Annotated in this window: 29 protein-coding genes and 1 tRNA gene; 14 read left to right on the top strand and 16 right to left on the bottom strand. The window is 67.5% G+C overall.

Going from position 1 to position 26,733, the window contains the following annotated elements:
- Positions 1 to 66: 66 nt before the first annotated feature.
- Entirely contained in the window at positions 67 to 444 is a 378-nt protein-coding gene (locus ACK4I0_RS08750; RefSeq protein WP_409610013.1) for a response regulator, read from the bottom strand.
- A 94-nt stretch (positions 445 to 538) separates the two neighbouring features.
- On the bottom strand, positions 539 to 1,141 hold the full coding sequence (locus ACK4I0_RS08745; protein WP_409610011.1) for a sensor histidine kinase: 603 nt from the start codon (positions 1,139 to 1,141) through the stop codon (positions 539 to 541).
- A gap of 154 nt (positions 1,142 to 1,295) precedes the next feature.
- Between ACK4I0_RS08745 and ACK4I0_RS08740 the strand changes: the two genes are divergently transcribed.
- Complete coding sequence (locus tag ACK4I0_RS08740; protein WP_409610009.1) at positions 1,296 to 1,724, top strand: response regulator; 429 nt, start codon at positions 1,296 to 1,298, stop codon at positions 1,722 to 1,724.
- Between the two features lie 6 nt (positions 1,725 to 1,730).
- Here the strand turns inward: ACK4I0_RS08740 and ACK4I0_RS08735 are convergent, their stop codons facing one another.
- The gene (locus tag ACK4I0_RS08735) at positions 1,731 to 2,273 is read right to left on the bottom strand and encodes an N-acetyltransferase family protein (protein ID WP_409610007.1); all 543 of its coding nucleotides are present in this window, start codon (positions 2,271 to 2,273) and stop codon (positions 1,731 to 1,733) included.
- Positions 2,270 to 4,453 carry a S9 family peptidase gene (locus tag ACK4I0_RS08730; RefSeq protein ID WP_409610005.1) on the bottom strand — a complete coding sequence of 728 codons (2,184 nt, stop codon included), beginning with the start codon at positions 4,451 to 4,453 and terminating at the stop codon, positions 2,270 to 2,272. Before ACK4I0_RS08730 ends, ACK4I0_RS08735 begins: the two co-directional genes overlap by 4 nt.
- A 92-nt stretch (positions 4,454 to 4,545) precedes the next feature.
- Here ACK4I0_RS08730 and ACK4I0_RS08725 point away from each other — a divergent pair, with 92 nt between their 5' ends.
- The gene (locus tag ACK4I0_RS08725) at positions 4,546 to 5,382 is read left to right on the top strand and encodes a trypsin-like serine peptidase (RefSeq protein ID WP_409610003.1); all 837 of its coding nucleotides are present in this window, start codon (positions 4,546 to 4,548) and stop codon (positions 5,380 to 5,382) included.
- Here ACK4I0_RS08725 and ACK4I0_RS08720 read toward each other — a convergent pair.
- Positions 5,357 to 7,138, bottom strand: coding sequence for an acyl-CoA dehydrogenase (locus tag ACK4I0_RS08720; RefSeq protein ID WP_409610001.1), 1,782 nt, complete (start codon positions 7,136 to 7,138; stop codon positions 5,357 to 5,359). The genes ACK4I0_RS08725 and ACK4I0_RS08720 overlap by 26 nt on opposite strands.
- A 140-nt stretch (positions 7,139 to 7,278) precedes the next feature.
- Between ACK4I0_RS08720 and ACK4I0_RS08715 the strand changes: the two genes are divergently transcribed.
- Together ACK4I0_RS08715 and ACK4I0_RS08710 are read left to right on the top strand one after the other, a co-directional pair.
- Positions 7,279 to 7,827: a cytochrome b gene (locus tag ACK4I0_RS08715; protein ID WP_409609999.1), complete on the top strand. Its 549-nt coding sequence runs from the start codon at positions 7,279 to 7,281 to the stop codon at positions 7,825 to 7,827.
- Positions 7,824 to 8,744, top strand: coding sequence for an L-threonylcarbamoyladenylate synthase (locus ACK4I0_RS08710; protein ID WP_409609997.1), 921 nt, complete (start codon positions 7,824 to 7,826; stop codon positions 8,742 to 8,744). Before ACK4I0_RS08715 ends, ACK4I0_RS08710 begins: the two co-directional genes overlap by 4 nt.
- Here ACK4I0_RS08710 and ACK4I0_RS08705 read toward each other — a convergent pair.
- The 4 genes from ACK4I0_RS08705 to ACK4I0_RS08690 all read right to left on the bottom strand — a co-directional run bounded on the left by ACK4I0_RS08705 (position 8,741) and on the right by ACK4I0_RS08690 (position 12,494).
- Positions 8,741 to 9,277, bottom strand: a complete 537-nt coding sequence (locus ACK4I0_RS08705; RefSeq protein WP_409609995.1) for a hypothetical protein — start codon at positions 9,275 to 9,277, stop codon at positions 8,741 to 8,743. The two genes, ACK4I0_RS08710 and ACK4I0_RS08705, sit on opposite strands and share 4 nt — an antisense overlap.
- Positions 9,278 to 9,325: 48 nt before the next feature.
- Positions 9,326 to 10,174 carry a 3-hydroxybutyrate dehydrogenase gene (locus tag ACK4I0_RS08700; RefSeq protein WP_409609993.1) on the bottom strand — a complete coding sequence of 283 codons (849 nt, stop codon included), beginning with the start codon at positions 10,172 to 10,174 and terminating at the stop codon, positions 9,326 to 9,328.
- A gap of 75 nt (positions 10,175 to 10,249) precedes the next feature.
- A complete protein-coding gene (yaaA, locus tag ACK4I0_RS08695) occupies positions 10,250 to 11,023 on the bottom strand; it encodes a peroxide stress protein YaaA (protein WP_409609991.1) in 774 nt (257 codons plus the stop codon).
- Positions 11,024 to 11,087: 64 nt separating this feature from the next.
- Complete coding sequence (locus ACK4I0_RS08690) at positions 11,088 to 12,494, bottom strand: FAD-binding oxidoreductase (RefSeq protein ID WP_409609989.1); 1,407 nt, start codon at positions 12,492 to 12,494, stop codon at positions 11,088 to 11,090.
- A 45-nt stretch (positions 12,495 to 12,539) separates the two neighbouring features.
- On the opposite strand from ACK4I0_RS08690, the gene ACK4I0_RS08685 reads away from it, so the two are divergent.
- The 3 genes from ACK4I0_RS08685 to ACK4I0_RS08675 all read left to right on the top strand — a co-directional run bounded on the left by ACK4I0_RS08685 (position 12,540) and on the right by ACK4I0_RS08675 (position 14,576).
- Positions 12,540 to 12,977, top strand: a complete 438-nt coding sequence (locus ACK4I0_RS08685; protein WP_409609987.1) for an NUDIX hydrolase — start codon at positions 12,540 to 12,542, stop codon at positions 12,975 to 12,977.
- Between the two features lie 88 nt (positions 12,978 to 13,065).
- Complete coding sequence (locus tag ACK4I0_RS08680) at positions 13,066 to 14,097, top strand: SPFH domain-containing protein (RefSeq protein ID WP_409609985.1); 1,032 nt, start codon at positions 13,066 to 13,068, stop codon at positions 14,095 to 14,097.
- Positions 14,098 to 14,114: 17 nt separating this feature from the next.
- Positions 14,115 to 14,576, top strand: a complete 462-nt coding sequence (locus ACK4I0_RS08675; RefSeq protein WP_409609983.1) for an NfeD family protein — start codon at positions 14,115 to 14,117, stop codon at positions 14,574 to 14,576.
- Here ACK4I0_RS08675 and rnhA read toward each other — a convergent pair.
- Complete coding sequence (gene rnhA, locus ACK4I0_RS08670; protein WP_409609981.1) at positions 14,573 to 15,019, bottom strand: ribonuclease HI; 447 nt, start codon at positions 15,017 to 15,019, stop codon at positions 14,573 to 14,575. The two genes, ACK4I0_RS08675 and rnhA, sit on opposite strands and share 4 nt — an antisense overlap.
- A gap of 104 nt (positions 15,020 to 15,123) precedes the next feature.
- On the opposite strand from rnhA, the gene ACK4I0_RS08665 reads away from it, so the two are divergent.
- The 3 genes from ACK4I0_RS08665 to tatC are packed head-to-tail and all read left to right on the top strand — an operon-like array spanning position 15,124 to position 16,738.
- On the top strand, positions 15,124 to 15,336 hold the full coding sequence (locus tag ACK4I0_RS08665; protein WP_409609979.1) for a twin-arginine translocase TatA/TatE family subunit: 213 nt from the start codon (positions 15,124 to 15,126) through the stop codon (positions 15,334 to 15,336).
- Between the two features lie 29 nt (positions 15,337 to 15,365).
- Positions 15,366 to 15,854, top strand: coding sequence for a Sec-independent protein translocase protein TatB (gene tatB / locus ACK4I0_RS08660; protein ID WP_409609977.1), 489 nt, complete (start codon positions 15,366 to 15,368; stop codon positions 15,852 to 15,854).
- The gene (gene tatC, locus ACK4I0_RS08655) at positions 15,851 to 16,738 is read left to right on the top strand and encodes a twin-arginine translocase subunit TatC (RefSeq protein WP_409609975.1); all 888 of its coding nucleotides are present in this window, start codon (positions 15,851 to 15,853) and stop codon (positions 16,736 to 16,738) included. The genes tatB and tatC overlap by 4 nt, the downstream gene beginning before the upstream one ends.
- A 75-nt stretch (positions 16,739 to 16,813) precedes the next feature.
- Here tatC and glnA read toward each other — a convergent pair whose 3' ends face one another.
- Together glnA and ACK4I0_RS08645 are read right to left on the bottom strand one after the other, a co-directional pair.
- Entirely contained in the window at positions 16,814 to 18,220 is a 1,407-nt protein-coding gene (glnA, locus tag ACK4I0_RS08650; RefSeq protein WP_409609973.1) for a type I glutamate--ammonia ligase, read from the bottom strand.
- An 88-nt stretch (positions 18,221 to 18,308) separates the two neighbouring features.
- Positions 18,309 to 18,647 (bottom strand): P-II family nitrogen regulator, encoded by a 339-nt coding sequence (locus ACK4I0_RS08645; RefSeq protein ID WP_409609971.1) that lies wholly within the window; start codon positions 18,645 to 18,647, stop codon positions 18,309 to 18,311.
- A gap of 111 nt (positions 18,648 to 18,758) precedes the next feature.
- Between ACK4I0_RS08645 and ACK4I0_RS08640 the strand changes: the two genes are divergently transcribed.
- A complete protein-coding gene (locus tag ACK4I0_RS08640) occupies positions 18,759 to 19,586 on the top strand; it encodes an NAD(P)H-hydrate dehydratase (RefSeq protein ID WP_409609969.1) in 828 nt (275 codons plus the stop codon).
- Between the two features lie 11 nt (positions 19,587 to 19,597).
- On the opposite strand, the gene ACK4I0_RS08635 is transcribed toward ACK4I0_RS08640, so the two are convergent.
- The 3 genes from ACK4I0_RS08635 to ACK4I0_RS08625 all read right to left on the bottom strand — a co-directional run bounded on the left by ACK4I0_RS08635 (position 19,598) and on the right by ACK4I0_RS08625 (position 21,649).
- Positions 19,598 to 20,488, bottom strand: a complete 891-nt coding sequence (locus ACK4I0_RS08635; RefSeq protein ID WP_409609967.1) for an FkbM family methyltransferase — start codon at positions 20,486 to 20,488, stop codon at positions 19,598 to 19,600.
- A 33-nt stretch (positions 20,489 to 20,521) separates the two neighbouring features.
- Complete coding sequence (locus tag ACK4I0_RS08630) at positions 20,522 to 21,550, bottom strand: methyltransferase type 11 (RefSeq protein WP_409609965.1); 1,029 nt, start codon at positions 21,548 to 21,550, stop codon at positions 20,522 to 20,524.
- A gap of 23 nt (positions 21,551 to 21,573) precedes the next feature.
- A tRNA-Ile gene (locus tag ACK4I0_RS08625) sits at positions 21,574 to 21,649 on the bottom strand.
- A gap of 182 nt (positions 21,650 to 21,831) precedes the next feature.
- On the opposite strand from ACK4I0_RS08625, the gene ACK4I0_RS08620 reads away from it, so the two are divergent.
- The 3 genes from ACK4I0_RS08620 (at position 21,832) to ACK4I0_RS08610 (ending at position 26,113) form a co-directional block, all read left to right on the top strand.
- Positions 21,832 to 22,587 carry an SIMPL domain-containing protein gene (locus ACK4I0_RS08620; RefSeq protein WP_409609963.1) on the top strand — a complete coding sequence of 252 codons (756 nt, stop codon included), beginning with the start codon at positions 21,832 to 21,834 and terminating at the stop codon, positions 22,585 to 22,587.
- 170 nt (positions 22,588 to 22,757) lie between these two features.
- Complete coding sequence (locus ACK4I0_RS08615; RefSeq protein ID WP_409609961.1) at positions 22,758 to 24,221, top strand: sigma-54-dependent transcriptional regulator; 1,464 nt, start codon at positions 22,758 to 22,760, stop codon at positions 24,219 to 24,221.
- A gap of 65 nt (positions 24,222 to 24,286) precedes the next feature.
- Positions 24,287 to 26,113, top strand: a complete 1,827-nt coding sequence (locus tag ACK4I0_RS08610; protein ID WP_409609959.1) for a DNA polymerase III subunit gamma/tau — start codon at positions 24,287 to 24,289, stop codon at positions 26,111 to 26,113.
- Positions 26,114 to 26,121: 8 nt separating this feature from the next.
- On the opposite strand, the gene ACK4I0_RS08605 is transcribed toward ACK4I0_RS08610, so the two are convergent.
- Positions 26,122 to 26,733, bottom strand: a complete 612-nt coding sequence (locus tag ACK4I0_RS08605; protein ID WP_409609957.1) for a malonic semialdehyde reductase — start codon at positions 26,731 to 26,733, stop codon at positions 26,122 to 26,124.

Below are 26,733 nucleotides of genomic sequence, written 5' to 3'. Positions count from 1 at the left end.
CGCACCCAAGATCAAAACCCGCCGTCCAAAAGGACAGCGGGTTTTTCTTTGGCCGGGCTCCATGCATCAAACCGCGCCCCGCGCAACCAAACGCGAAACAGCCGCCTTCAAGGCTTCGGGCTCAAGGGGCTTCTGCATGATGTCGTCAGCGCCCAGGGTGCGAGCGGGGCCGAGATAGTTCATGGGCGCGGACATGCCGCCGCCGGATATGGCCAGAACACGCGGACCGCCACGCAGACGTCGGATCTCCATCAGCGTCTCGAAGCCGTCCTTGCGCGGCATCAGCATGTCCAGGACGACCAGATCGATGTCGCGGTCGCGCAGGAGGGAAAGGCCTTCCTCGCCATCGGCGGCGGCGCACACCTCATGCCCGTCATCGCTCAGAAGACCTTCAACCACCGCGCGGAGCACGGGGTCGTCGTCGATGATGAGAATTCGAGCCATGGGCGTCTCCGAGCGTCATTCATGACGCCCGATGATGCGCAAAACCCTAACAGCGGCCAGCAAACAGCGGCCAGCAATCAGAACCGATCGCCGTTCAGTGCCGGCTGCGCGACATGAGGGGCAGGCGCACGCGGGCGACGAAGCCGGCGTCGGGCGCGGTTTCGAACACGACCGAGCCGCCGAGGTGGTCCGCCAACCCTTCGATCAGGCCCAGGCCCTCGCCCCGATGCGGGGCGTCGTCGCCCACGCCGGTGTCGCGAACCACGAGGCTAACGCCGTCCGAGGCTTGGGACACCGCCACGGCGATCACGCCGCCCCTGTCGCCCGGAAAGGCGTGGCGAAGGGCGTTGGATATCAACTCGTGCAGGATGATGGCCAAGGGGGTGACATGACTGTCGGGCATGGTGGAAACCGCGCCGCGCACTTCGATGCGAACCGGGCGGCCTTCGCAGCCTCGACGCCAGAATGCGGCCGCGTCCTGCATATAGGCGGCGAAATCGACATCGCCGTCCTTGGTCAATCGCCGGTTGAGAAGACCGAGCGCGGCCACGATGTCGCTGAGCCAGGTCAGGTGCCGGCGGCTTTCGGGGTCGACGACGCTGCGTAGGCGGATGCCGATGATGGCTTGCAGCAACTGGGTGTTGCCGGCCATGCGGCGCTGCAGCTCGGCCTCATGAAATTCCGCTTCAGCGGTCATTGGGCCCCCATGAGCAAAAAAACGTCGGGTTTCAATAGCTCAGCTCGAACCATTTCGCCAAGAGCGGGTTTCTTCTGTCCGCTGGCCGACACAGAGTGTATGGGCGGCTGGCTGGGAGGATTGGCGTTTGACTTCACCACCGGACCTTCGGGTCATGATCGTCGAGGACCAGGCCATTCTGGCCATGGAAGTCGAGATGGTCCTGACCGACGCGGGCTGCGACGTGGTGGGATGCGCCATGGACCAGGAAAGCGCGTTCGCTGTCGCCGACCGGGAACGGCCGGATCTGGCTTTCGTGGACGTCAACCTGCTTGACGGTCTGACAGGGCCGCAGATCGCTCACCGTCTGGTCGAGGACTACGGCTCGGCCGTTGTCTTCCTGACCGCCAACCCGGAACAGATTCCGGAAGGCTTCGCTGGGGCCCTGGGAGCGGTGTCAAAGCCCTTCGACGAAGCGACGCTGCGAGCCGTAGTCGCCTTCGCCCGCCAGTTCATCTTCCACCGCACCGTGGGCGAGGCGCCGCGCCGTTTCCGCCTGGCGCCTTGGCTGCGCACGCCTCCGGCGGACATCGCGCCTCATTAGGACCGTTCAGCGGCCGCAGTCGAAGCCGGCCGTGTCTGGGGGTGATTCGGCTCCCGGTCCCAGCGCGCGTTGCATGAAGACCACGTCGCGCCAGCCGTCGAACTTCCAGCCCGCGCCCTCGAACCCGCCGGCCGGGCGAAAGCCGCAGGCGGCGTGCAGGGCCACCGAGCCGGCGTTGGCGCTGTCGCCTATCACGGCCGCCATCTGCCGCAGGCCAAGCGCCTCGCAGCGCGCGATCAGCGCCTTGAGCAGGGCGTGGCCGACGCCGCGTCCTCGAAAGGTCTCGGCGACATAAACCGAATCCTCGACCGTGTAGCGATAGGCGGCGCGCAGCCGGAACGGCCCGGCATAGGCGTAGCCCGCGACCGCTCCGTCGATCTCGGCCGTCAGGCAGGGCAGGCCCAGCGCCGTGACAGAGCCCAGGCGCGCGCGCATGGCCTCGACCGACGGCGGCGTCAGTTCAAAGGTGCCCGCCCCCTGAGCCACGCTGTCGGCGTAGATGGCGGTGATGGCCGAGAGATCGTCCTCGGCCGTCTCGCGGACGATCACGCCTGCTCCCAGCCCTTTTCAACGGCCCAGACCGCGAAGGCGTAGTCGTGGGCGACTTCCTTCAGATAGTCGAAGCGGCCGGAGGCCCCGCCGTGCCCGGCCTCCATGTTGATCTTCAGCAGGACCGGCTTGCCCGAGGTGGTCGCGGGCCGCAGCTTGGCCACCCACTTCTCGGGCTCCCAATAGGTGACGCGCGGATCCGACAGGCCGCCGGTCGCCAGCACGGCGGGATAGGCCTTGGCCTCGACCTGATCGTAGGGGCTGTAGGACATCATGTAGTCGTAGGCCTCGGCGTCCTCGATCGGGTTGCCCCACTCGGGCCACTCGGGCGGGGTCAGCGGCAAGGAGGTGTCGCTCATGGTGTTGATGACGTCGACGAAGGGCACCTGGCCGATGACGCCGGCCCATAGCTCGGGCCGCATGTTGTTGACCGCGCCCATCAGCAGGCCGCCGGCCGACCCGCCCTGGGCCACGATATTGCCGGCCCGGCCGTAGCCGCGCTGGATCAGATGCTCGGCGGCGGCGATGAAGTCGGTGAAGGTGTTCTTCTTGGTCATGCGCCGGGCGGCCAGGAACCAGCCCCAGCCCTTGTCCGATCCGCCCCGGATGTGGGCGATGGCGTAGATGAAGCCACGATCCACCAGCGACAGCCGGCTGGTCGAGAAGCTGGCCGGCATCGGAATGCCGTACGAACCGTAGCCGTAAAGCAGAATGGGCGCCGAGCCGTCGACCGGCGTGGACTTGCGGCGAAGGACCGTGACGGGCACCAGCTCGCCATCGGCGGCCGGGGCGTTCAGGCGCTCGACGACATAGTCGGCCGGGTCATGACCCGACGGGACTTCCTGGACCTTCTTCAGCACCCGCTCGCGCGTCGCCATGTCGTAGTCATAGGTCGACGTCGGGGTGGACGGCGAGTTGTAGCCGTAGCGCAGATTGGTGGAGTTGAACTCCGACGACCCCATCAGCGACAGGGCGTAGGCGGGCTCGTCGACGCCGATCTCGTGCTCAGCGCCCGCACGGTCGCGGATGACGATTCGGGTGTTGGCGTCGGCGCGTTCCTGGCGGGCCAGATGGCCGGCGGTCAGGCTCATCTCCTCAATGAAGCGGCCGGGGCGGTGCGGCACCAGGTCCGTCCAGGCGGCCTTGCCCGGCGTGGCGGTCGGGGCCTCGACGATGCGGAAGTCGATGGCGTCGTCTGCGTTGGTGCGCACCAGCCAGCGGTCGCCCCAGTGGTCGGCGTCGTAGCGCACGCCTACGCTGCGGGGCTCTAGCACCACTGGCTCTGCCGTGGGGCTGGCGGCCGCGACGTAGCGTACTTCCGAGGTTTCCTGGTTGCCGATCGAGATCAGCACGAAGGCGTCATCCGCCGTTCGGCCCACGCCGATGAACATGCCGTCGTCGGTCTCGTCATAGACCAGGGTGGTCTCGCCGCCGTGCGCGGGCCGGCGGAAGATCTTGTCGGGACGGCCGTTGTCGTCGCGGTTGGTCCAGAAGAGCCATTGGCTGTCGGGCGAAAAGGTCAGGCTGGCTGAGGCGGATTCGATCGGCTCGCCGACCAGTTGGTCCGTCGCCAGGTCCTTGACGAAGACTCGATAGACCTCCGACCCCTGGGCGTCCTCGGCATAGGCGAACAGGGCGTGGTTGGGGCTGTATTCGGTGGCGCTGATCCGCGAATAGGCCTTGCCCTCGGCCAGGGCGTTGCCGTCCAGCAGCAACTGCGGCGCGCCCGACCCATTACGCGGGCGGCGCATGTAGCGCGGGTGCTGATCGCCCGTGCGGTATTCGACGTAATATTCCCACGGGCCGTCGGGCGAGGGAACGGAGCTGTCGTCCTCCTTGATGCGGCCCTTCATCTCTTCGAACATCGTCGCCTGCAGCGGCAGGGTCGAGGCCATCATGGCTTCGCGATAGGCGTTTTCCTCCGTCAGGTGCGCCTTTACGTCGGCCTTGATCAGCGTCGGATCGCGCAGCACCGCCTGCCAGCTGTCGTCCTTCATCCACTGATAGTCGTCGGTGCGGACGCGGCCCAGCTGCTCGATGCGGACAGGGATCTTCTTGGCCACGGGGGCGACGGGCGTTTGAGGCATTCGGCTTCCGGAAGTCTGGCGGGCAAGGGCGGGGGCGGCGCCGGCCAGGGCGGCCGCGGCGGCGGTCGAAGCGATCAGTTCGCGACGGTTCATGGTGTCAGGTCCCCGAGATGGTCGAGGCGGACCTTGTGCGCCAGTCCCGCGCGCCGTCAAATGAACAAAGCCCGCCGATAGCCGAAACCGTGATGTTTATCGATCAGACGCCCCCGCCCGCCGTTGTCGTCCAGGCTCCGCCGCCTCAGGTCGCGGCCCGCGTCGCTCCGGCGTGGGACCTGACGGTGGGCCTCATCAATGCGACGGTGCAGGTGGATCAGCCGCTGGGCGACGGCACGCGCAAGGTCGGCACGGCCTTTCTGATCAATGCGCCGCGTGCCGACGGCCAGCCCCGCACCGTGCTGGTCACCGCGGCCCATGTGCTGGAGCAGATGCCCTTGGCCGGTTCGCGCATCGGCTGGCGCGTCCAGGGCGCCGATGGCGGCTGGCGCTTCGACGCCAGCCCTTTCGTCATCCGCGACGCGGCCGAGCAGCCGCTGTGGGTGCGTCACCCGGATCGCGACGTGGCGGTGATGGAGATCACCGCGCCCGACGCCTTCGCCCGCGCGGCCATACCGCTGGCCTGGCTGGCGGACCGCGACGCCTTCGAGGACTTCGAGGTCGGGCCGGGCGACGAACTGCTGTCGCTGGGTTTTCCGCGCGGCCTGTCGGCCAATCGCGCGGGCTTTCCGATTCTTAGGGTCGGGCGCGTGGCGTCCTGGCCGGTCTCGCCGGTCGAGGCGTTTCCGACCTTCCTGCTGGACTTCAAGGTCTTCCCGGGCAACTCGGGCGGGCCGGTGTTCTGGACGGCGAGCGCGCGGCGACGGCCGGACGCGCCCGCGCCCGATCACCCCTTCATCGCCGGCCTTCTGGCCCAGGAGGTGGTGTCGGGCGGCGAGCGTCTGGATCTCGGCGTGGTGGTCCACGCCGAATATATCCGCGAGGCCATCGCCCTGCTGGACGTCAGCCCGCCAGCACCTCGGCGCTGATACGCTGCAGCAGTTCGCCGCCCTGGCCGACGGCGGCCAGGCGGCTGGAGGCGTGGCCCAGAACATTGGCGGCGTAGACTTCATACAGGTCCATCCGACCGCGCAGCCAGGCGTCGTCCGATCCCTGCGCCAGGCCGGCGTTGGCCGCCAGCGCGCCCTTGGCCAGCATCCAGCCGCCGATCACGTCACCCAGCAGCGTCAGATAGGCGTCCGCACCCGCCAGCACGTCGGCGGCGGCGTTCGGGTCGGCCTTGCGATCCAGCAGCCATAGGGTCGCGTCCTCGACCGCCTCGATGGCGGTGGCGAAACGCTCCAGCGGCTTGCCGTCATAGACGCGGGCCAGCTCGACCAGAGTGGCCTTCATCTCGGCGATCACCAGCCGAGCCGATTCGCCGCCGTCCTGGCTCAGCTTGCGGCCGACCAAGTCCATGGCCTGGATGCCGTTGGTGCCCTCGTAGATCGGGGCGATGCGGGCGTCGCGATAGTATTGGGCCGCGCCCGTCTCTTCGATGAAACCCATGCCGCCGTGGACCTGCACGCCCATTGAGGCGACCTCGCAGCCGACATCGGTCGACCAGGCCTTGGCGATGGGGGTGAGCAGGTCCTCGCGACCTTTCCAGCGCCGCCGATCCTCTTCGGCGCCCGCGTGGCGCGCCAGGTCGGCGGCGACGCCGGTCGACAGGCAGATGGCGCGCGCGGCGGCCGTCTTGGCCTTCATGACCGCCAGCATGCGACGCACGCCCGGATGGTCGATGATCGGGGTGTTGGCCTGGCCGGTCCAGACGCTGCGGCCCTGGCGACGCTCCAGCGCATAGGCCAGGGCGTGCTGATAGGCGCGCTCGGCGATGCCGACCCCCTCCATCCCCACCGCCAGGCGCGCGGCGTTCATCATGACGAACATATGCGACAGGCCCTCGTTGGGCCGGCCCACCAGTTCGGCGGTCGCGCTCTCATAGCTCATGACGCAGGTCGGCGAGGCGTGGATGCCCAGCTTGTGCTCGACGCCGACGGGGCGGAAGGCGTTGCGGTCGCCCAGCGTGCCGTCCGGCTTGACCGCGAACTTCGAGGCCAGGAACAGGCTGATGCCCTTGGGGCCGGGCGGCGCGTCGGGCAGGCGGGCCAGCACCATGTGGACGATGTTGTCAGTGGCGTCGTGGTCGCCCCAGGTGATGAAGATCTTCTGGCCGTTCAGGGCGTAGGTACCGTCGCCGTTGGGCGTGGCCGTGGCGGTCAGCGCGCCCAGGTCCGACCCGGCGTGCGGCTCGGTCAGCACCATGGCTCCGGTCCATTCGCCCGACACCAGCTTGGGCAGATAGGTGGTCTTCTGATGCTCGGTCCCGTGCGCCTCCAGCGCCTCGATGGCCGCCAGCGACAGCATGGGGCACAGGCCGAACGCCATGTTGGCGCTGTGGACCGTCTCATAGGCGGCGAGTTCCAGCGCCTTGGGCAGGGCCTGGCCGCCGGCCTCGGTCGAGGCGGTCAGGCCGGTCCAGCCGCCCTCGGCGAACTGGCGATAGGCGTCGGCGAATCCGGGGGCTGCGGTCACGGCGCCGTTGGCGTATTTCGATCCGGCCTGATCGCCGGGCCGGTTCAGCGGCGCCAGCACCTGCTCCGAGAACTGCGCGGCCGCCTCGATCACGGCGCCGGCGACTTCCGCGTCGAAGTCGGGGAAGGCGCCGGTCTCGGTCAGGGCGTCGCCGCCGGCGACGAACCGCAGGGTGAAGGCCAAGTCTCGAACAGGTGCGCGATAGGTCATGAGCCGTCTCCTGGAAACGCTTTGGCGCTTCTTGCGACGATGCCGTGACGGCAGGCAAGAGGCGAGGTCGCCGCGCATGCATCAGCGCTTGGCCTGGCGGCCCCGCTGGGCCAAGCTGAACGGCGAAAAGGGAGTGGCTGATGGCCGAACCGCGCAATCGCTATTCGACAGTCTCGCTGACGCTGCACTGGCTGATCGCCGTGCTGGTGGTGGTGCAGATCTTCGTGGTCAGCGACGCCAACACCGATGGCCCGAACGCGGGCTTCTGGATCGGCCTGCACAAGTCGACGGGGCTGAGCATTCTGGTGCTGACCCTGGTCCGGCTGGGCTGGCGCATCGCCAATCCGGCCATCGCCCTGCCGGCGGATCAGCCCAAGTGGCAGCGGGTCCTGGCGCGTGCGACCCACGTGCTGTTCTACGTTGTCCTGTTGGCGCTGCCTCTCACTGGCTGGCTGGCGTCGTCTGCGGCGGGTCGCGACATCGTTTGGTACGGCCTGTTCCAATGGCCGCTGCTGCCGATCGGTGGCGGGCGCGAGACGGCGGGTCAGCTGATGGACATTCACCGCGCCCTGCCCAAGCTGCTGTACGTCCTCTTGGCGCTGCACGTGCTGGGTGCGCTGAAGCATCAGTTCATCAACCGCGACAATGTGCTGCATCGGATGATGCCCTTCATTCCCCGCCGGCCGTGACGCCTTCCTCCGCGCGCGACGCCGCCGACGCCCTGCGAGCGGGGCGGCTTATCCTGCTGCCGACCGAGACCGTCTATGGCCTGGGCGCCGATGCGGGTGATGCTCAGGCCGTGGCGGCGGTGTTCGAAGCCAAGGGCCGGCCGCGCTTCAACCCGCTCATCTCCCATGTCGCCGATGCCGTCGCGGCCGAGCGGATCGCCGTGATGGATGACCGCGCCCGCGCCCTGGCTGAGGCGTTCTGGCCGGGGCCGCTGACTTTGGTGATGCCGGTGCGGGACCGCGAACGGGTCTGCGACCTCGCGCGCGCAGGACTGGACAGCGTTGCGGTCCGCGTGCCCGGTCATGCCAGGGCGCGCGAGATATTGGCCCTGTTCGATCGGCCGGTGGTGGCGCCGTCGGCCAACCGCTCGGGACGGCCCAGCCCGACGACCTTCGCCGATGCGGTAGAGGAAACGGGCTTCGCCGTCGGGGCGGCCGTCGACGGCGGCGACTGCGCCGTGGGGGTGGAAAGCACGGTGGTCTCGGTCCTGGACGGCCGGGTCAGCCTGCTGCGTCCCGGATCGGTGACGCGCGAAGAAATCGAAGCGGTGGTCGGCGCCCTGTCAGATGACGGGCAGGGACACCGTTCGCCGGGGCGGCTCTCGGTCCATTACGCCCCCGACGCGCCGGTGAGGATCAACGCCATCGAGGCGCGGGCCGGGGAAATCCTGCTGGGCTTCGGGCCCATTCAGGGGGATCCGCGGTTCGCCTTGAGCCGCAGAGACAACCTGCGCGAAGCCGCCGCCAATCTGTTCCGGCGGTTTCGAGAGGCGGATCGCGAGCGGCCGACCGGCATCGCCGTCGCCCCGATCCCGGCGACGGGTCTGGGCGAGGCGATCAATGATCGGCTGAAGCGCGCGGCGGGGTTCGTCGGTTAGGGCTGAACCGCGCGGACCGTCGGGGCGGCCGGGGGGGCGCAGCCCTGCTCCTGACCCATGCCCTTCAGGTAGGCGCGGCGGGTAAGCCCTGCGCGATAGGCGCGCTCGACCTCCTGGCTGTGCGCATGAGCGCCGGTGAGGCGCCGAACCCAACTGCGGAACGGGATGAAATCGGTCGTCGTGTCGCGCACCAGGCCCAAGGCGGCGTCGGCGGCCTGCTCGTCGGTGCGTGATCCGTCGGGCGCCAGGCCAGAGTCGAGGTCGGGGCCGAGCGCCTCGTCCAGCTTTGTGATTTCGGCGGCGATGGCGGCGCAGCCGGTGATGCCGGCGATCCCGTAGGGGCGATAGCGCGCTTCGATCAAAGTCTCAGGCACCTCGGCGCGACGCAGGTTCAGGTCTTCGAGGGGGGCGGCCACGGCGTCGCCGACTCCGCCCTGAAAGCGCTCGGTTCCATGCTGCAGGGACATGCCCCCGCCGCAGGCGGCGAGCGGGAAGGCGAGGGCGGTGATGACGGCGCAATGGTGAAGCTTCATGCCCCCATAGCGCCGCCCGACGCTCACGGTTCCCTCACAAAGCCGTGGCTATTCCGCCGTCCATCCGCCGTCGATGGAGAAGCTGGCCCCATTCGCCGAAGCGCCCAGGTCCGACACCAAGTAGAGGAACAGGCCCGCCAGTTCGTCAGTCGTGACGAACCGCTTGGTCGGTTGTTTCTTCAGGATGACCTCGTCGATCACCCGATCCTTGGAGATGCCATGGGTGCGCGCCTGGTCGGCGATCTGCATCTGCACGATCGGCGTCTCGACGAAGCCGGGGCAGATGGCGTTGCAGGTGATGTTCTCGCGCGCCAGTTCCAGCGCGACGGTCTTGGTCAGGCCGATGACGCCATGTTTGGCGGCGACGTAGGCCGACTTGAAGGGGCTGGCGACCAGGCCGTGAGCGGAGGCGATGTTGACGATCCGCCCGCGCCCTTGCGCCTTCATGATCGGCACCGCCGCGCGGGTGGCGTAGAAGGCCGAAGACAGGTTGATGGCGATGATCTGCTCCCACTTGTCGGTGGGGAATTTCTCTATGGATTCAACGTGCTGAACCCCGGCGTTGTTCACCAGAATGTCCAGGCGACCCAGGTCGTGCTTGGCGAAGGCGACCATATCGGCCACCTCGTCGCCTTTGCGCATGTCCGCGCCGTGATAGCGCACGCGCACGCCGTTGGCGGCCTCCATCTCGGCGCGGATGCGCTCGATCTCCGAAGGGTCACCCAGACCGTTCAGCACGACATCGCCGCCCCGCGCCGCGACCGCGCGCGCCAGGCCCAAGCCGATGCCGGACGTCGAGCCCGAGATCACGGCCACCTGGCCCTTCAGTTCGCCGACGCCCCGGAAGGCGGTGTTGTCACCATCGGCGGCGTCGCCGCGCTTGGGCCACTGAAACATGTGCTGCATCCACCCTTGTCGTTATCGTCAGCCCGATCAGCCTAGCCGTTGAGAACGAGCTTGGCGACGGCCGGCTCAGTTATTTCCCTGCCTGGTGAATATCCAGTCGGTCTCTGTCGAGGCCGAGGCGTCGAAGCGATAGCCGTCGCGGTCGAAGCTCTTCAGGTCTCGGGCGTTTTCAATGCGCTGTTCGACCGCGTAGCGCGCCATCAGACCGCGCGCCTTCTTGGCGAAGAAGGAGATGATGCGGCTTTCGCCGTCGCGGATTTCGCGGAACTGCGGCGTCACGATCGGCAGGGTCAGGGCCTTGGCGTCGACGGCGCCGAAGTATTCCTGGCTGGCCAGATTCACCAGGGTCGGGTCGACGTGTCCCTCGGCGTCCGCGTTCAACTGCTTCGAGATCCGGTCGCCCCAGAAATCGTACAGGGTTTCGCCGCGCCGGGTTTTCAGCCGCGTGCCCATCTCAAGCCGATAGGGCTGCAGGCGATCCAGCGGGCGCAGAACGCCGTAGAGGCCTGACAGAATACGCAGATGATCCTGGGCGAACGCCATGGCCTCGGCATCCAGCGACCGGGCGTCCAGACCCTGATAGACGTCGCCGGCGAAGGCGATCGCGGCCTGCACGCCCATGTCGGGGCTGTCTGCGTCGAAGGCCTTGAACCGGGCCTGGTTCAGCTTGGCCAGGTCTTCGGACAGGTGCATCAGCCGGCGCAGATCGGCCTGGGTCTGGCGACGGGCGGTGCGCGCCAGGCTGGCGGCGTCCTCCATCATGCGGGCGCGCGTGGCGGGCAGAGGGGTCTTGGGTTCGGCGAAGTCCAGCCGCTTGGCCGGGGACAGGACGATCAGCAAATCGGTTCTCCGGTGACGGTCGCGTCCAGATAGGGCGCTTCGCGGCCGATTTGAACCGCGACAGTTAGAACAGCACCGCCGGATTCATGATGCGCCGGGGATCCAGCGCTTGGCGGATCGCGCGCATAGTCTCGATCTCCAGAATCGACTTGTAGCGTTTCGCCTCGTCGGTCTTGAGGCGCCCCAGTCCGTGTTCGGCCGAGATGGAGCCTTCGTAGCGTGCGACGATGTCGTGCACGATCTGCGATCCCTCGGCCCAGCGGGACAGAAAAGCGGGCACGTCGGCGCCGGGCGGGCACAGCACGTCGTAGTGCAGATTGCCGTCGCCGACGTGGCCGAAGGCGGACACCCGCACGCCCGGGTGGAAGCGCTCCACAGCGGCGGTCGCCTCGTCGAGGAAGTCGGCGATGCGCGAGACGGGCACCGACACATCATGCTTCCAGCCGCCGCCCTCGGGCTTCAGCGCGGCGGACTGCTCTTCGCGCAGCTTCCAGAAGGCGGCGCGCTGGGCCTCGTTCTGAGCGATGGCGGCGTCGGTGATCAGGCCGTGTTCGAAGGCGTCCGCCAGCAGCCGCTCCAGCGCGCTTTCGGCCGCGCCGGGCTCGCCCGAGGCCAGTTCGATCAGGACATACCAGTCCGGCGTCGTCTCCAGCGGCTCGCGGACGCCGGGGATGTGGCGGATGGCCAGGCCGACACCCAGTCGTTTCATCAGTTCGAACGCCTCGACGCCGCCGCCCGTCTCGGCCTTGGCTCGAGCCAGGAGTTCGATCGAAGCCGCCGCGCTCTCCAGGCCGACCACGGCGGTGGCGCGGCTGCGCATGATAGGAAACAGTTTCAGGGTTGCGGCGGTGACGACGCCAAGCGTGCCCTCGGCGCCGATCAGAAGCTGCTTGAGATCATAGCCGGTGTTGTCCTTCCGCAGCCGCTTCAGGCCGTTGAAAATCTCTCCGTTGGGCAGCACAGCCTCCAGGCCCAGCACCAGGTCGCGCATGACGCCGTAGCGCAGCACCTGAGTTCCCCCCGCATTAGTCGAGATCACGCCGCCGATGGTGGCCGTGCCCTCCGCGGCCAGGCTGAGCGGGAAGCGGCGGCCGGCCGTGGTCGCCGCCTGCTGCGCCTTCAGCAGGGTCACGCCGGCTTCGACCGTCATGGCGTCGTCCAGCGGCGTGACATCGCGCACGGCCCGCATCCGCCGCATCGACAGCAGGACCTCGCCATAAGGAATCTGCCCGCCAACCAGGCCGGTCCCTCCGCCCTGAGGTGTGACGGCCACGCCGTGTTCGGCGCAGACCCGCACGGCCTGCGCGGTCTGCTCAGTCGAGCGCGGTGTCAGCATCAGCGGCGTGTGGCCGGTCCAGCGTCCGCGCCATTCCGTCAGCCACGGCGCGATCTCGGCCGGATCGTCGGTCCAGCCGCCGTCGCCGAGGGCGGATTTCAGAGCGGCGATCGCGGCGGGGGAGGGCGCGGGCATGACCCTTTCTGGCAAAGGCGTGTGCGCGGCGCAAAGCGCAAAGCTATGCTCGGACATGATTCATGCTCGAGTTCGACCGTGACGCCCGTGCCCGCCGCCGGCGTGGTCTGCCTGCGGGGCGATCAGGTGCTGCTGATTCGGCGGGGTCGCCCGCCGCGCATCGGAGAGTGGAGCCTGCCGGGCGGGCGGATCGAGCCGGGCGAGCGGGCCGCAGACGCGGCGCTGCGCGAACTTGTCGAGGAAACCGGGGTGAGGGCGGATCTGGCCGGGCTGATCGACGTGGTGGACGGTCTCTTTCCAGAGATCGGCCGCCACTATGTGCTGATCGACTATCTGGCCCTGTGGCGCGAGGGAGAGCCGGTGGCCGGCGACGACGCGGCCGAGGCGGCGTTTCATCTCGTGAGCGACATCGACAGCCTCATCGACTGGGAAGAAACGCGCCGGATCATCCGGGCTGGAGCCGCCATGGCGACGCGCCTCTAGATTACGGCGTTGTCATCGCCGCACCCTCCGGTTTTCGTGGTCTTGGACCCCGGCGCCGGATAAGCTCTGCTTTCAAGGGAGGCTGTTGATGACCTATTTTCTGATCGCTCTCGCCATACTCGGCGTCGGCTTTGTGTTCAGCGTCGTGAAGATCGTGCCGCAAGGGCGCGAGTTCACGGTCGAACGCTTTGGCAAATACACCAAGACCCTGTCGCCCGGCATCCACATCCTGACGCCCTTCGTCGAGAAGATCGGCCGTCGGATGAACATGATGGAGCAGGTCCTGGACGTGCCCCAGCAGGAAGTCATCACCAAGGACAACGCCATGGTGAAGGTCGATGCGATCGTCTTCATTCAGGTGATGAGCGCTTCGGCGGCCGCCTATCGGGTCGAGAATCTGCCGTACGCCATCACCCAGCTTTGCTCGACCAACCTGCGGACCGTGGTCGGCTCGATGGATCTGGATGAGGTGCTGTTCCAGCGCGACAACATCAACTCCCGCCTGCTGACCGTGATCGATGCGGCGACCGAGCCGTGGGGCGTCAAGGTCAACCGGATCGAGATCAAGGACCTTACCCCGCCGGTCGACATCACCAACGCCATGGCCCGCCAGATGAAGGCCGAGCGCGAGCGCCGCGCCGTCATCACCGAGGCCGAGGGTGAGAAACAGGCCGCCATCGCGCGCGCCGAGGGCGCCAAACAGGCCGCAATTCTGGAAGCTGAAGGCCGTCGCGAAGCTGCCTTCCGCGACGCCGAGGCGCGTGAGCGCGAGGCCGAGGCCGAGGCCAAGGCGACCGCCATGGTGTCGGAGGCCATCGCCCGCGGCGACGTCAACGCCATCAACTACTTCGTCGCCCAGAAATACGTCGAGGCCTTTGCAGAACTGGCGCGCAACCCGACGGCCAAGACGGTCATCGTGCCGGCCGAGATGTCCGGCCTGGTCGGCACCATCGCCGGCCTGGGCGAACTGGTCGGCCTGGCCAAGGAACAGCAGCACGGGCGCGCCGAAACCCGCGCCACGACGCGCCAGCCGGCCGCGCCCATGACCACTACCTCGGCGCCTCCGCCTCAACCCCGCGCGCCGCGCAACCCCGGCGGCGCGGTTCCGCCGACGACCTAGGGCCAGGGAGCTAGGCCATGGATCCCATCCTGTCGCTGTATGTCGCCCAGCCGTTCTGGATCTGGCTGGGCCTGGGCGTCTTCCTGCTGGCCATAGAGGCGGCCTTCACCACGGAATGGCTGCTTTGGCCGGCCGTCTCCGCCGGAGTGGTGGCGCTGATGACGGCCCTGGGGCTGCGGTTCGGCTTCGGCGTCGAACTGATCATCTTCGCCGTGCTGACGGTGGTCTCCACCCTGGCTTCCAAACGGCTGATCAAACGCGTGAACCCGGTTGAGATGCCGGACATCAACTCACGTGACAGCCGTTTGGTGGGCCAGCGCGCGCGGGTCACCGAGGCCTTTGTCGGTGGTCGGGGCCGGGTGTTCGTTTCGGGCGCCGAATGGTCAGCCGACATCGATCAGGGGGCGCCCCTGGCGGGTGAAGACGTTGTTGTCGAGCGCGTCGACGGGGGAAGGCTGACGGTGCGGCCCCTCAGCTAGGCGCGCCTCGTCACATCGGCCACGCCGCGATTCGCCAGTCCGTCTGCCCGTTCGTTCAGGACGTGGCCGGCGTGGCCCTTGACCCAGTGCCATTTGACGTCGTGGCGCGCGCGCGCGGCGTCCAGCCTGCGCCACAGGTCGTCGTTCTTGACCGGCTTCTTGTCCGCCGTCTTCCAGCCGCGCGCCTTCCAGCCGTGGATCCACTCGTTGATGCCCTGCATGACGTATTTGCTGTCGGTGTGCAGGTCGACGCGGCACGGACGTGTCAGGGCCTCCAGCGCCATGATGGCGGCCATCAGCTCCATGCGGTTGTTGGTGGTCAGGGGCTCGCCGCCCCATAGCTCCTTCTCGCGACCCTGGCCGGCCTGAAGGATCGCGCCCCAGCCGCCAGGGCCGGGATTGCCCTTGCAGGCGCCGTCGGTGTGGATGATCACGTGACTCATGGGCGCGGCCTTACAGCTTCCCTTGGCGCGCCGCCATCTGTCGGCCTATATGACCCGCTAACCATCGAGACGGGCGGACATCGCCCCCATCAGGAGTATTCGCCGTGGGCGCCATGAGCATCTGGCATTGGGTCATCGTGATCGCGGTCATCGCCCTGCTGTTCGGCGGGCGGGGCAAGCTGTCCGGCCTGATGGGCGACGCCGCCAAGGGCATCAAGGCTTTCAAGGACGGCCTGAAGGACGACGACAAGGGGCCGAGCGAAGGCGTCAGCTCCCTGCCGCGCACCGACGCCGAAAAGGAAGAGCTGAAGCGCTGACCGCCTTCGCCTCCGAAAGATACTGACGCATGGGTGGTTTGGGCCCCGGCATCGGCGGGATGGAAATCCTCGTCATCGGACTGATCGCCCTTCTGGTGGTCGGGCCTAAGGACCTGCCTGTCTTGATGCGGCGCATCGGCAAGATAGTGGGCAGGGCCCGCGCGATGGCCAACGATTTCCGCGCAAGCTTCGACGAGATGGCGCGCCAGTCCGAGCTGGACGAGCTGCGCAAGGAGGTCGAGGCGCTCCGCACCGGCCAGGGCATGCATCCGCTGGGACCTGACGCCGAGGCGGCTTTCCGCGACATCCGCAACGACCTGAACGAGCCGCTGGATGCTCCGGCGACTCAACCCGTGCTTACGGGCCCTGAAGAATGGCCGGACATGACGGTCGACGAGATCGCGCCCGAGGCCCCGCCCGAGCGCGCACCCCCGCCAGCGGAGTCGATCAAGCCCAAGGCCGCAGCCAAGTCCAAGCCGCGCAAGCCCGCCGCGCGACCGAACAAGGTGGACCTATGAGCGCCGTCGATCGCGACGAGGCCGAGATCGAGGCGTCGCGCGCGCCGCTGATGGATCACCTGATCGAGCTGAGAAATCGGCTGCTGATCTGCGTCATCGCCTTCATCGCGGGCTTCATCCTGTGCTTCGCCTTTTCCGAGCCTCTGTACATCTTTCTGGTGAAGCCGTTCGCGGCGGCCACGGCCTTCCACGCCGCGACCGCGCCTGGCGCCCACGTGTCGCCGTTCGACCTGATCGCCGGGACCATGGGCCTGCGCGCCTTGCCCAACGTCGATGGCCAGACGGTCAATCTGATCTACACCGCGCCGCTGGAGATCCTGTTCACCAAGATGAAGCTGGCGGCCTTCGGCGCCGTCATCGTGGTGTTTCCGATCCTGGCCTGGCAGCTGTACCGCTTCGTCGCGCCGGGCCTGTACCGCAACGAGAAGGGCGCCTTCCTGCCGTTCCTGTTCGCGGCGCCTGCGTTGTTCTTCTTGGGGGCGGCGCTCGTCTATTTCGTCATGCTGCCGTTCGTCATGTGGTTCTCGCTGAGCCAGGGCATCAATCAGGACGGCGTGACGGCGGCCCTGCTGCCCAAGGTGTCGGAATACATGAGCCTGGTGACGGCGCTGATCCTGTCGTTCGGCCTGTGTTTCCAGCTGCCTGTGGTCATGACCCTGTTGGGCTTGGCCGGATTGATTTCGTCCAAGCTGATGGCCGAGGGGCGTCGCTACGCCATCGTCGCCGTTGTCATCCTGGCCGCCATCGTCACGCCGCCGGATCCCATCAGCCAGCTAATGCTCGCCGTGCCGCTGGTGCTGCTCTACGAACTCTCGATCTGGTGCGTCCGCATCATCGAACTGCGCCGCAAGAAGCGGGATGAGGCGGACGGCCTGACGGCCTGACGCTCCATCCAGGACGCAAGACAAAGGGCCGGCGGATCGCTCCGCCGGCCCTTCTCTTTGTTCAGCCGCCGTCGATCAGCAGCTGTAGTACATGTCGAACTCGACCGGGTGGGGATGCAGCTGCAGCCGGGCCACCTCTTCCTGCTTCAGGGCGATGTAGGCGTCGATGAAGTCGTCATCCATGACGCCGCCCTTCTTGAGGAAGGCGCGGTCGGCGTCGAGCGCCTCGAGCGCTTCCTTCAGCGAACCGGCGACCTCGGGGATGGAGCCGCGCTCTTCCGGCGGCAGGTCGTACAGGTTCTTGTCGGCCGGCGCGCCCGGATCGATGCGGTTCTCGATGCCGTCCAGGCCCGCCATCAGCAGCGCCACGAACGTCAGATAGGGGTTGCCCATCGGATCGGGGAAGCGGGCTTCGATGCGCTTGGCCTTGGGCGAGGACACCCACGGGATGCGGATCGAGGCCGAACGGTTGCGGGCCGAATAGGCCAGCTTAACCGGCGCTTCGTAGCCGGGCACCAGGCGCTTGTAGGAGTTGGTGGTCGAATTGGCGAAGGCGTTGATGGCCTTGGCGTGCTTGATGATGCCGCCGATGTACCACAGGCACATGTCCGACAGGCCCGAGTATTTGTCGCCCGCGAACAGGGGCTTGCCGTCGCGCCAGATCGACTGGTGCACATGCATGCCCGAGCCGTTGTCGGCGAACATCGGCTTGGCCATGAAGGTCGCCGACTTGCCGTAGGCGTGGGCCACGTTGTGGATCACGTACTTATACAACTGCAGCCGGTCGGCCATGGTCAGCAGGTCCGAGAACTTCAGGCCGAGTTCGTGCTGGGCCGGCGCCACCTCGTGGTGGTGCTTCTCGGGATCCAGACCAAGCTCCTTCATGACGCTGAGCATTTCGCCGCGCAGGTCCTGGCCCGAATCGACCGGATTGACGGGGAAGTAGCCGCCCTTGGCGCCGGGGCGGTGGCCCAGGTTGCCCTCGGCGTATTCCGAACCGGTGTTGGCCGGGAGTTCGACCGAGTCGAAGCTGTAGCCGGTGTCATGGGCCGCGGTGGACCAGCGCACGTCGTCGAAGACGAAGAACTCGGCCTCGGGACCGAAGAAGACTGTGTCGCCCACGCCCGACGACTGGACATAGGCTAGGGCCTTCTTGGCCATGGAGCGGCTGTCGCGGTTGTAGGGCTCGCCCGTGTCGGGGTTCAGCACGTCGCAGAACAGGAACAAGGTCGTCTGCTGATAGAAGGGGTCGATCCAGGCGGTCGACAGGTCCGGCTTCAGCAGCATGTCGGACTCGTTGATCGCCTTCCAGCCGGCGATGGACGAGCCGTCGAACATCGTGCCTTCCTCGAGGAATTCCTCGTCGACCAGGTCGATGTCGAAGGTGACGTGCTGAAGCTTGCCGCGGGTGTCGGTGAAACGAAGGTCGACGTACTGGACGTCCTTGTCCGCAATATCCTTGAGGATGGCCTTGGCGCTCATGTCTCGAAGGGTCCTTTTCTTGGTCTTGTCAGGCGTGGGGAGGGGAGGTTGAACGAAAAAGGCCGTCGCGAAGGACGGCCGGGGCGGGTCAGATGGCCTGGGGGCCTGTTTCTCCGGTGCGGATGCGGATCACGTCTTCGACAGGGGAGACGAAGATCTTGCCGTCGCCGATCTTGCCGGTGCGGGCGGCGGTCTGGATGGCCTCGAGAACGGAGGCGACCATGTCGTCGGGAACCACCACCTCGATCTTCATCTTGGGAAGGAAGTCGATGATGTATTCGGCCCCGCGATAGAGCTCAGAATGGCCCTTCTGGCGCCCATAGCCCTTGGCTTCGATGACGGTCATCCCCTGGACGCCGGCGTCCTGGAGCGCTTCCTTCACTTCATCGAGCTTGAACGGCTTGATGACGGCTTCGATCTTCTTCATGGCGGTCCCGTTGCGTGGCCGCTGCGGCTCTACGCTCGGGCTCTAAAGGGACAGTGCATTGCACCATAAGGCAAGCCTCTTTTCGATTTTCGTCCCCAGCCGAGGTCGATCATGAAGGCCGAGGTCAACGCGCCGGCTGTCTGGCTGAGCCGGTTTCCCTGGCCGGACGAGGACAGCCACAAGCACAGCCGGGGTCGCCTGGGCGTGGTTTCCGGACGGGCGGGGCATACGGGCGCGGCGCGGGTGGCCGCGCGCGGGGGCCTGCGGGTCAGGGCCGGGCTGGTGAAGGTGCTGTGTCCGCAGGACGCCGTAGCGGTGCTTGGCGCGGCGCTGGAGGCGGTGATGATCCACCCGTTCGAAGACCCGGAAGACCTGCGCGAGGCGGCCCAGCCAATGGACGCCGTCGTTATCGGCCCTGCGGCGGGTCTGGGGCGCGCCACCGAGGACAATCTGCAGGCCCTGGCGCGCACCGGCGCCGTTCTGATCGTCGATGCGGACGCGCTGAGCCTGTTCGCGGGCCGCTCGGGGGAACTTTTCGCCGTCCTGGACCACGACGATGTGCTCACCCCGCACGAGGGCGAGTTCGAGCGGCTGTTCCCCGGCCTGCTGCTGAAGGGGCGCGAGGCTGCGGCCGCCGAGGCCGCCCAGCGTGCAGACGCTGTCGTCGTGCTGAAGGGCGCGCGCACTGTAATCGCGGCGCCGGACGGACGCGTGCGCGTCAATCCCAATGGCTCGCCTTGGCTGGCGACTGCGGGGACCGGCGACGTCCTGGCCGGCATGATCGGCGGGCTGGCGGCCCAGCGCATGGACAGTTTCGACGCCGCCTCGGCCGCCGTCTGGATGCACGCGGAGGCGGCCCGTGCTGTTGGACCCGGCCTGATCTCGGAAGACCTGCCTGATCGGCTGCCCGGCGTTCTGGCGGAATTGTTCGAAGGCTGAAGACCGAGACGTCAGCCTAACGAACGCGTGAGGCGCGGAGGCTCTCTGGACAGGACCAGGTTGCACGGTGGCGGCACATCGGCCATCGCCGACGCTGGCCGCTCGATCAGATCACCGCCGGCCTCGATCACCCAGAACCGGAACCCCAGGGACGAAAGCCAGTTCGCCAGATCCGCGACGGGGCTTCTGGACCCCATCTGGATCGTATCCCACTCGATGCACAGCTGGATATCGGGGTTGGCTCTCAGCAGTCCCTCGGCGCCCCTGAGAATGGCGGGTTCGCTGCCTTCAGCGTCGGTGCGGATCAGATCGACGCGGCCCAGATCAAGCTCATCCAGACGCACCGCCTCGACATCCAGCCTTTCGCCGTCGTCATAGGCTGACAGGTCGTTCCATGGATCGACATACCCCCCGCCCGAATTGGTGCGGGAAATCACGAACGGGAGGAAGCCAGCCCGATCCGAGGCCGCCTTCTGGATGATCGAAACGCGGTCCAGAAAGCCGTTGAACTGAGCCGAGCGGCGCACCATCGCGGCCAGGCGCGGATTGGCCTCCAGCGCGGTGACATGCCCTGTCGGTCCCGCCAGGTCGGCCATGTCCATCGTATAATAGCCCAGGTTCGCGCCAACCTCGACGATGCGCATGCCCGGACGCACCAGCCTGCGTACGGCCTTCTGAACATCCACCTCCCAGGCGCCGAAGGCGATCAGGACGGCGCTCACATGCTCATCCTGCGGATCGACGTAGAGGAAACGCCCGTCACGCAGTTGCTTGAGCGCCAGATCGGGCCCGAGATAGAAGTAGTCCTGTCTGACCGCCGTCGGCGCGGGCGTGGGCGGCGAGCCGATCAAGTGACGGCGCAGACGGGCGAGGCGACGGCGAAGAGACGGAGCTTCGGGCATGGGGCCGCCTGCTTTTGGCATGTAGAACTTCGGTCAGGACGCGCGTTGGATGATAAGGCCGATCGAGGTCACGCCGTAACCGTCCAGCGCCATCTTGAGATGCGGGTTAGGGCGGTAGGGCGGCATATCATAGAACTGATCGACCGGGCCTTCGCCCTCCACGATGCGGAGGGGCGCCACCCGGTGCCCCTGGGCGGTGAGACGCTCGATCAGACCTTCCAGATCGACCTGTCGGAACAGCACCGTTCCGACATTGTCCACCGTATGCACATTTGATGTCAGGTTGAACTCGGTGGTGTGGACCGCCCAGCCGCCGGGCTTGAGGCACGCCACCGAGCGTTCGATGAAGTCCAGACCGTGCTGGATGGAGCCCAGATGCTCCAGAGCGCAGGCTGACCAGCAGAAGTCGAAATCCGTCAGATCATCCGGCACCGCGTTCATGTCCACTTCGCGGTAGGCGACGTTACGGTCGAACACATCGTCGGGGCACAGGAACGGTCGGCGCAGCGGGCCCAAGCCGCCTTCGGAATGTTGATTGGTCAGGGTCCAGCCCTTGGCCGCGGCAAGCTCGATGCCGATGTCTGTGGCCATGATCTGGCAGCCCTCGGAGGCGAAATAGGCCGTCAGCGGCTCAACGCCGACGCCGAAACCCAGGCCGCGGGCGCCGGGCCGCACCGCGCCCCGTTCGAACAGGGCCTGGCTGATGAAGACGAACTCCCACAGCTTGCGATGATAGCGCAGTCCTTCGCCGAGGTGCGTGGTCCAGTAGCTGAACCACGGCTGTTCGAAGTGGCTCTGGATGCATGTAGTCGAAAAGGGAAACGCGCTGTCGGCCGGCTGGCCGGGGGTCATGGGGGGACGGTTTTTCCACTCCGTCAGCGGCGGAACGGCGATATGGCCCAGCGCCAGACGGGCTTCGCGCCCTTGAAGTTCAATCAGCCGGGTCAGCGCCTCGATCTTTCGCTCCAGCACCTCGATCCGGGACGGCACGCCCGCCAGACGTCGCATTAAGCGCGTCGTCTGCTGGGCGCGCTGGCGGATCGGATCCAGAAACGAAGACAAACGCGCAACCTTCTTGATGACGATGGTAGGCCCGGAGGGACTCGAACCCCCAACCAGACCGTTATGAGCGGTCGGCTCTAACCATTGAGCTACGGGCCCCAATCGACGGGGATGCACGGCCTAGCAGGCCGCGCGGCGCCCGAAAAGCGCCTTTGAGCTTTCAAGCTTGTCACGCGGATGAACGGAACCTGCACCGTAGGATGACGCGTTTGTTCAGACGCGCCCACGCATAGGCGGCGTGTCGCGACGACGTCGCGACCGATCACTACAGGAGCTTCTTCATGACCCGCACCCTCGTCGCCCTGTCGCTGGGAGGCCTGATGATGGCCGCCGCGGCTCCCGCCCTGGCGCAAAGCCAGCCCGGTGGCGGCGCCCCCCTGACGATCCAGGCGGTGACCGATCGTCCGTCGCTGAACCTGTCGGCCTATGGCGAGGTCAAGGTGCAGCCCGACATGGCCTCGATCACCTTTGGCGTGGTCACAGAGGCTCCGACGGCGGCCGAGGCCATGCGTCTGAACGCCGAGCGCATGAGCCAGGTGATGACGGCCCTGCGCCGCGCCGGCCTCAATGAGCGGGACGTTCAGACCGCCGGTCTGAACCTGTCGGCCCAGTACGACTATCAGCAGAACGAGCCGCCGCGCCTTCGCGGTTATCAGGCCTCGAACCGCGTGACGGTCAACATCTACGACCTGACCAAGGTCGGCTCGACCGCTGACGCTGTCGTCGCGGCCGGCGTCAATCAGATCGACGGCGTGTCGTTCGGCCTGCGCGATCCCAAGGCGGCCGAGAATCAAGCCCGCCAGTTGGCCGTGCGCGCCCTGCAGGAGAAGGCGGCGCTCTACGCTCAGGCCCTGGGCCAGCCCCTGGGCCAGATCCGGTCGCTGAGCGAGGGTGGCGGCTACACGCCGCGTCCGCCGATGCCGATGTACGCCGCACGCGCCGTGTCCATGGACGCGGGCGGGGCCGAGACCTCGGTGTCGGGTGGCGAGTTGAGCGTTCGGATCGACATCACCGGCGTCTACGACATCGGTCGCTGATCCATCGGAAACCGCCGTCGACTTTGGTCGGCGGCGGCGTCTGGTTAAGGGCGCGGTGACCTTAACGCGAAACCCGGTCTTCACGCCGGAGGGCTAAAACCGTCCCGATACGAGCCGGTCCCGATCCAACGAGGACGGCAGCGCGTGGTGATGTGTTCAAGGGTAGCCTCATGGCAAAGACCGTCCTGATCGTCGATGACGATCCGACCCAGCGCCGCCTGATCCAGGCGGTGCTTGATCGCGAGGGCTACGCCGTCGTCCACGCCCAGGACGGGGCGGAGGCGCTGGATCGCATGGCGCGGGGAGGCGGGGCCGATGTCGTGCTGCTCGACATGGTCATGCCCGGCCTCAGCGGCATGGAAGTGCTGGCCGAGCTGCGCAGCAGCGGCAACCCGACCCCGGTTATAGTGCTGACGGCCAATGGCGGCGTGGACGCGGTGGTGAAAGCCATGCAGGCGGGCGCCCAGGACTTTTTCGTCAAGCCGGTCTCGGCCGAGCGGCTGCTGGTCGGGGTGGCCAATGCGCTGCAGCTGACACGCCTGACCGCCGAGGTGGGGCGCCTGACCAAGCGCGCGCAGGGCAAGACCTCGTTCGACGATCTGGTGGGCGAAAGCCTGCCTATGCAGCTGGTCAAACAGTTGGGGCGTCGCGCCGCCGCCTCCAACATCCCCGTCCTGATCCTGGGCGAGAGCGGCGTCGGCAAGGAAGTCATCGCCCGCGCTCTGCACGGGGCCTCCGACCGCGCGGGCCGGCCCTTCGTGGCGGTGAACTGCGGGGCTCTGCCGGCCAATCTGGTGGAATCCATTCTGTTCGGCCACGAGAAGGGGGCCTTCACCGGCGCCAGCGAGCGCACTCTGGGCAAGTTCCGCGAGGCGGACGGCGGCGTGCTGTTCCTGGACGAAATCGGCGAACTGCCGCTGGACATGCAGGTGAAGCTGCTGCGCGCCATCCAGGAAGGCGAGATCGATCCGGTCGGCGGCAAACGTCCGGTGAAGGTCGATGTGCGGCTGGTGTCGGCGACCAACCGCGACCTGGCCGAGCGGGTTAAGGATCACGCCTTCCGCGAAGACCTTTATTACCGACTGAACGTCTTCCCCATCGACGCCCCGGCTTTGCGGGAGCGGCGCGACGACATTCCGGCGCTGATCGACCACTTCGTGGCCCGCTTCAATGTCGAGGAGAACAAGCGGGTCGCCGGCTGTTCGCCCGAGACCCTGGCGATGCTGACCGCCTACGACTGGCCCGGCAATGTCCGCCAGCTGGAGAACGCCGTCTATCGCGCCATCGTCCTGGCCGATCAGCCCTGGCTTCAGCCGCACGATTTCCCAGCGATTTCGGGCGTCACCGCGCCGCTGGCGGCCGTGCCTTCGGCGGCTCTGAAAGGTGCGCCCGACGCCCCTTCGGCCGCGCCCTCCATGACCGAGACCCTGGCCGATGCGCCGGTGCGGATCCTGGACGACATGGGCCATCTGCGCACGCTGGAAGAGATCGAACGCGACCTGATCCAGCACGCCATCGAGGTCTATGCGGGTCACATGACCGAGATCGCCAAACGCCTCGGCATCGGCCGCTCGACCCTGTATCGCAAGCTGCGCGAACAGGGCCTGGACGAGCCGCTGAAGCACGCGGGCTGAGTTTCGCCGACGGTGCTCTGACTCTTGCGCTGACTCTGGCCGCCGTCTCGCGGTAAGACGGTCCCATGAGCGACGCCGATCCGAATCTCGACGGGCCCCCCTGGGAGGAGGACGACGCGCCCGAGCGCGACGCGAACACCGACGATATGTTCGGCGCACCGCCCGCCGCCGCGCCTGAGCCCGCACCCGCCGTCCAGCCGCAGGCCGCGTCCCCCGCTCCGCCAGCCGAGGAAGACGCCGCCTATCAGGTGCTGGCGCGCAAATATCGCCCGCGGACCTTCGAGGACCTGATTGGCCAGGAGGCCATGGTCCGCACCCTGACCAACGCCTTCGCCTCGGGCCGCATCGCCCACGCCTTCATGCTGACCGGCGTGCGGGGGGTAGGCAAGACGACCACGGCGCGCCTGCTAGCCCGAGCCCTTAACAATGAAACGGACGTCATCGACAAGCCGTCGCTGTCCCTGACCGCCCACGGCCGGCACGACGCCGCCATCATGGCCGGCCAGCACATGGACGTCATGGAGATGGACGCCGCTTCACACACCGGCGTCAACGACATCCGCGACATCCTGGACAGCGTCCGCTACGCGCCGGTCGAGGCCCGCTACAAGGTTTATGTGCTCGACGAAGTGCACATGCTGTCGACCCAGGCCTTCAACGCCCTGCTGAAGACGCTGGAAGAGCCGCCGCCCCACGCCAAGTTCATCTTCGCCACCACCGAGATCCGCAAGGTGCCGGTGACTATCCTGTCGCGCTGCCAACGCTTCGATCTGCGCCGGGTCGAACCCGAGGTGCTGGTCGAGCACCTGGGCCGCGTGGCGGACCGCGAGGGCATGAAGATCGAGCAGGAGGCGCTGGCCCTGATCGCGCGCGCGGCCGAGGGCTCGGTGCGCGACGGCCTGTCTCTGCTGGACCAGGCCCTGGTCCAAGGCGACCGCGGCGAGATCGTGCCGACGGCGGTGGTGCGCGACATGCTGGGCCTGGCCGACCGCAGCCAGACCATCGCCCTGTTCGAGCGGATCATGGCGGGCAAGACGCCCGAGGCGCTGGAGGCCTTCCGCATCCTGTACGGCTACGGCGCCGATCCGGTGCAGGTGGTCAACGACCTGCTGGAGCACTGCCACGCCGCCTCGGTGGCCAAGATGCTGGGCCCGCAGGCGACACGCCTGCCCAACGATCAGGCCCAGACGCTGGCGGCGCTGGGGGCGGCGGTGCCGGCCTCGGCCCTGTCGCGGACCTGGCAGATGCTGCTCAAGGCGCTGGACGAGGTGCGCCGCGCGCCCAATCCGGCCGATGCGGTCGACATGGCCATCGTGCGGCTGGCCTACGCCGCCGACCTGCCGGGACCGGAAGAGGCGCTGCGCAAGCTGCAGTCCGGCGAGCCGATGGGCGGCGGCTCCGCGCCCGGCGGACCGTCACGCGGCGGCGGGGGAGGGGGCGCGTCGGCCCAACTCGCAGCCCGGCCTCAGGTCGCGCCTTCGTTGCCCGATCCCCAAACCTTCGAACAGGTCGTCGCCCTGATCGGCGAGAAGCGCGAAGTCAGTTTGCAAATGGATGTCGAACGCTTCGTGCGTCCGGTGTCCTTCAAGCCCGGCCGGATCGAGTTCGAACTGGCCGAGGGCGCGCCCAGCAATCTGGCCAACCGTCTGTCGGGCCGCCTGAAGGAATGGACCGGGCGAGCCTGGCTGATCGCCGCCAACGGCCAGGGCGGCGGCGAAACCCTGATCGAACAGCAGAAGAAGACCCGCGCCCGCGAGCGCGCGGCGGTCGAGGCCGATCCCTTCGTCCGCGCGGTGCTGGAGGCCTTTCCGGGCGCGACCCTGGGCGAAATCCGCACCCTGGCCCCGCCCGTCGAGCTGCCGGTGATCCCCGACGAGGCGGACGACGACTAGGCGCGGGCTCAGAGGATCTGAGCCGCCTCGTCGAAGGTCAGGCGCGGCGAGCGGGGGAACAGGTTCTCGTCGGAGCCGTAGCCCAGGCTCATGATGAAGTTCGGCTCCACCGACGTTCCGGCGAAGAACTCCTGTTTCACGCCCTCGACGTCGAAGCCCGACATCGGTCCCGCGTCCAGGCCCAGCGCGCGCGCGGCGATCAGCATATAGGCGCCCTGCAGCGAGCCGTTGCGGAAGGCGGCCTCGCGCCGGGCGTTGGGCTCGGCGAACCAGTCGCGCGCATCCGGGGCGTGGGGAAACAGCTTGGGCAGCTGGTCATGGAACTCGGTGTCGAAGCCGATGATGACATTGACCGGCGCCTGCATCGTCTTGTCGCGATTGCCCTCGCTCATGTGCGGGGCCAGCCGCGCCTTGGCCTCGGCCGACGTCACGAAGACGAAGCGCGCGGGGCTGGAGTTGGCCGAGGTCGGGCCGAACTTCATGGTGTCGTACAACTGGCGGATCAGGGCCTCGGGCACCGGGCGGTCGGTCCAGCCGTTGCGCGTGCGCGCCTCGACGAACAGCTGGTCCAGCACCTCGGTCGAAACCGGGGCCTCGCGATGATCGGCGTCAAAGGCCAT

Source organism: Brevundimonas sp., from assembly GCF_046295775.1.
In the GTDB taxonomy this organism is placed as follows: Bacteria; Pseudomonadota; Alphaproteobacteria; order Caulobacterales; family Caulobacteraceae; genus Brevundimonas.
The sequence above is the reverse complement of the archived record's forward strand: the minus strand, read 5'-3'. Positions and strand labels throughout refer to the sequence as shown.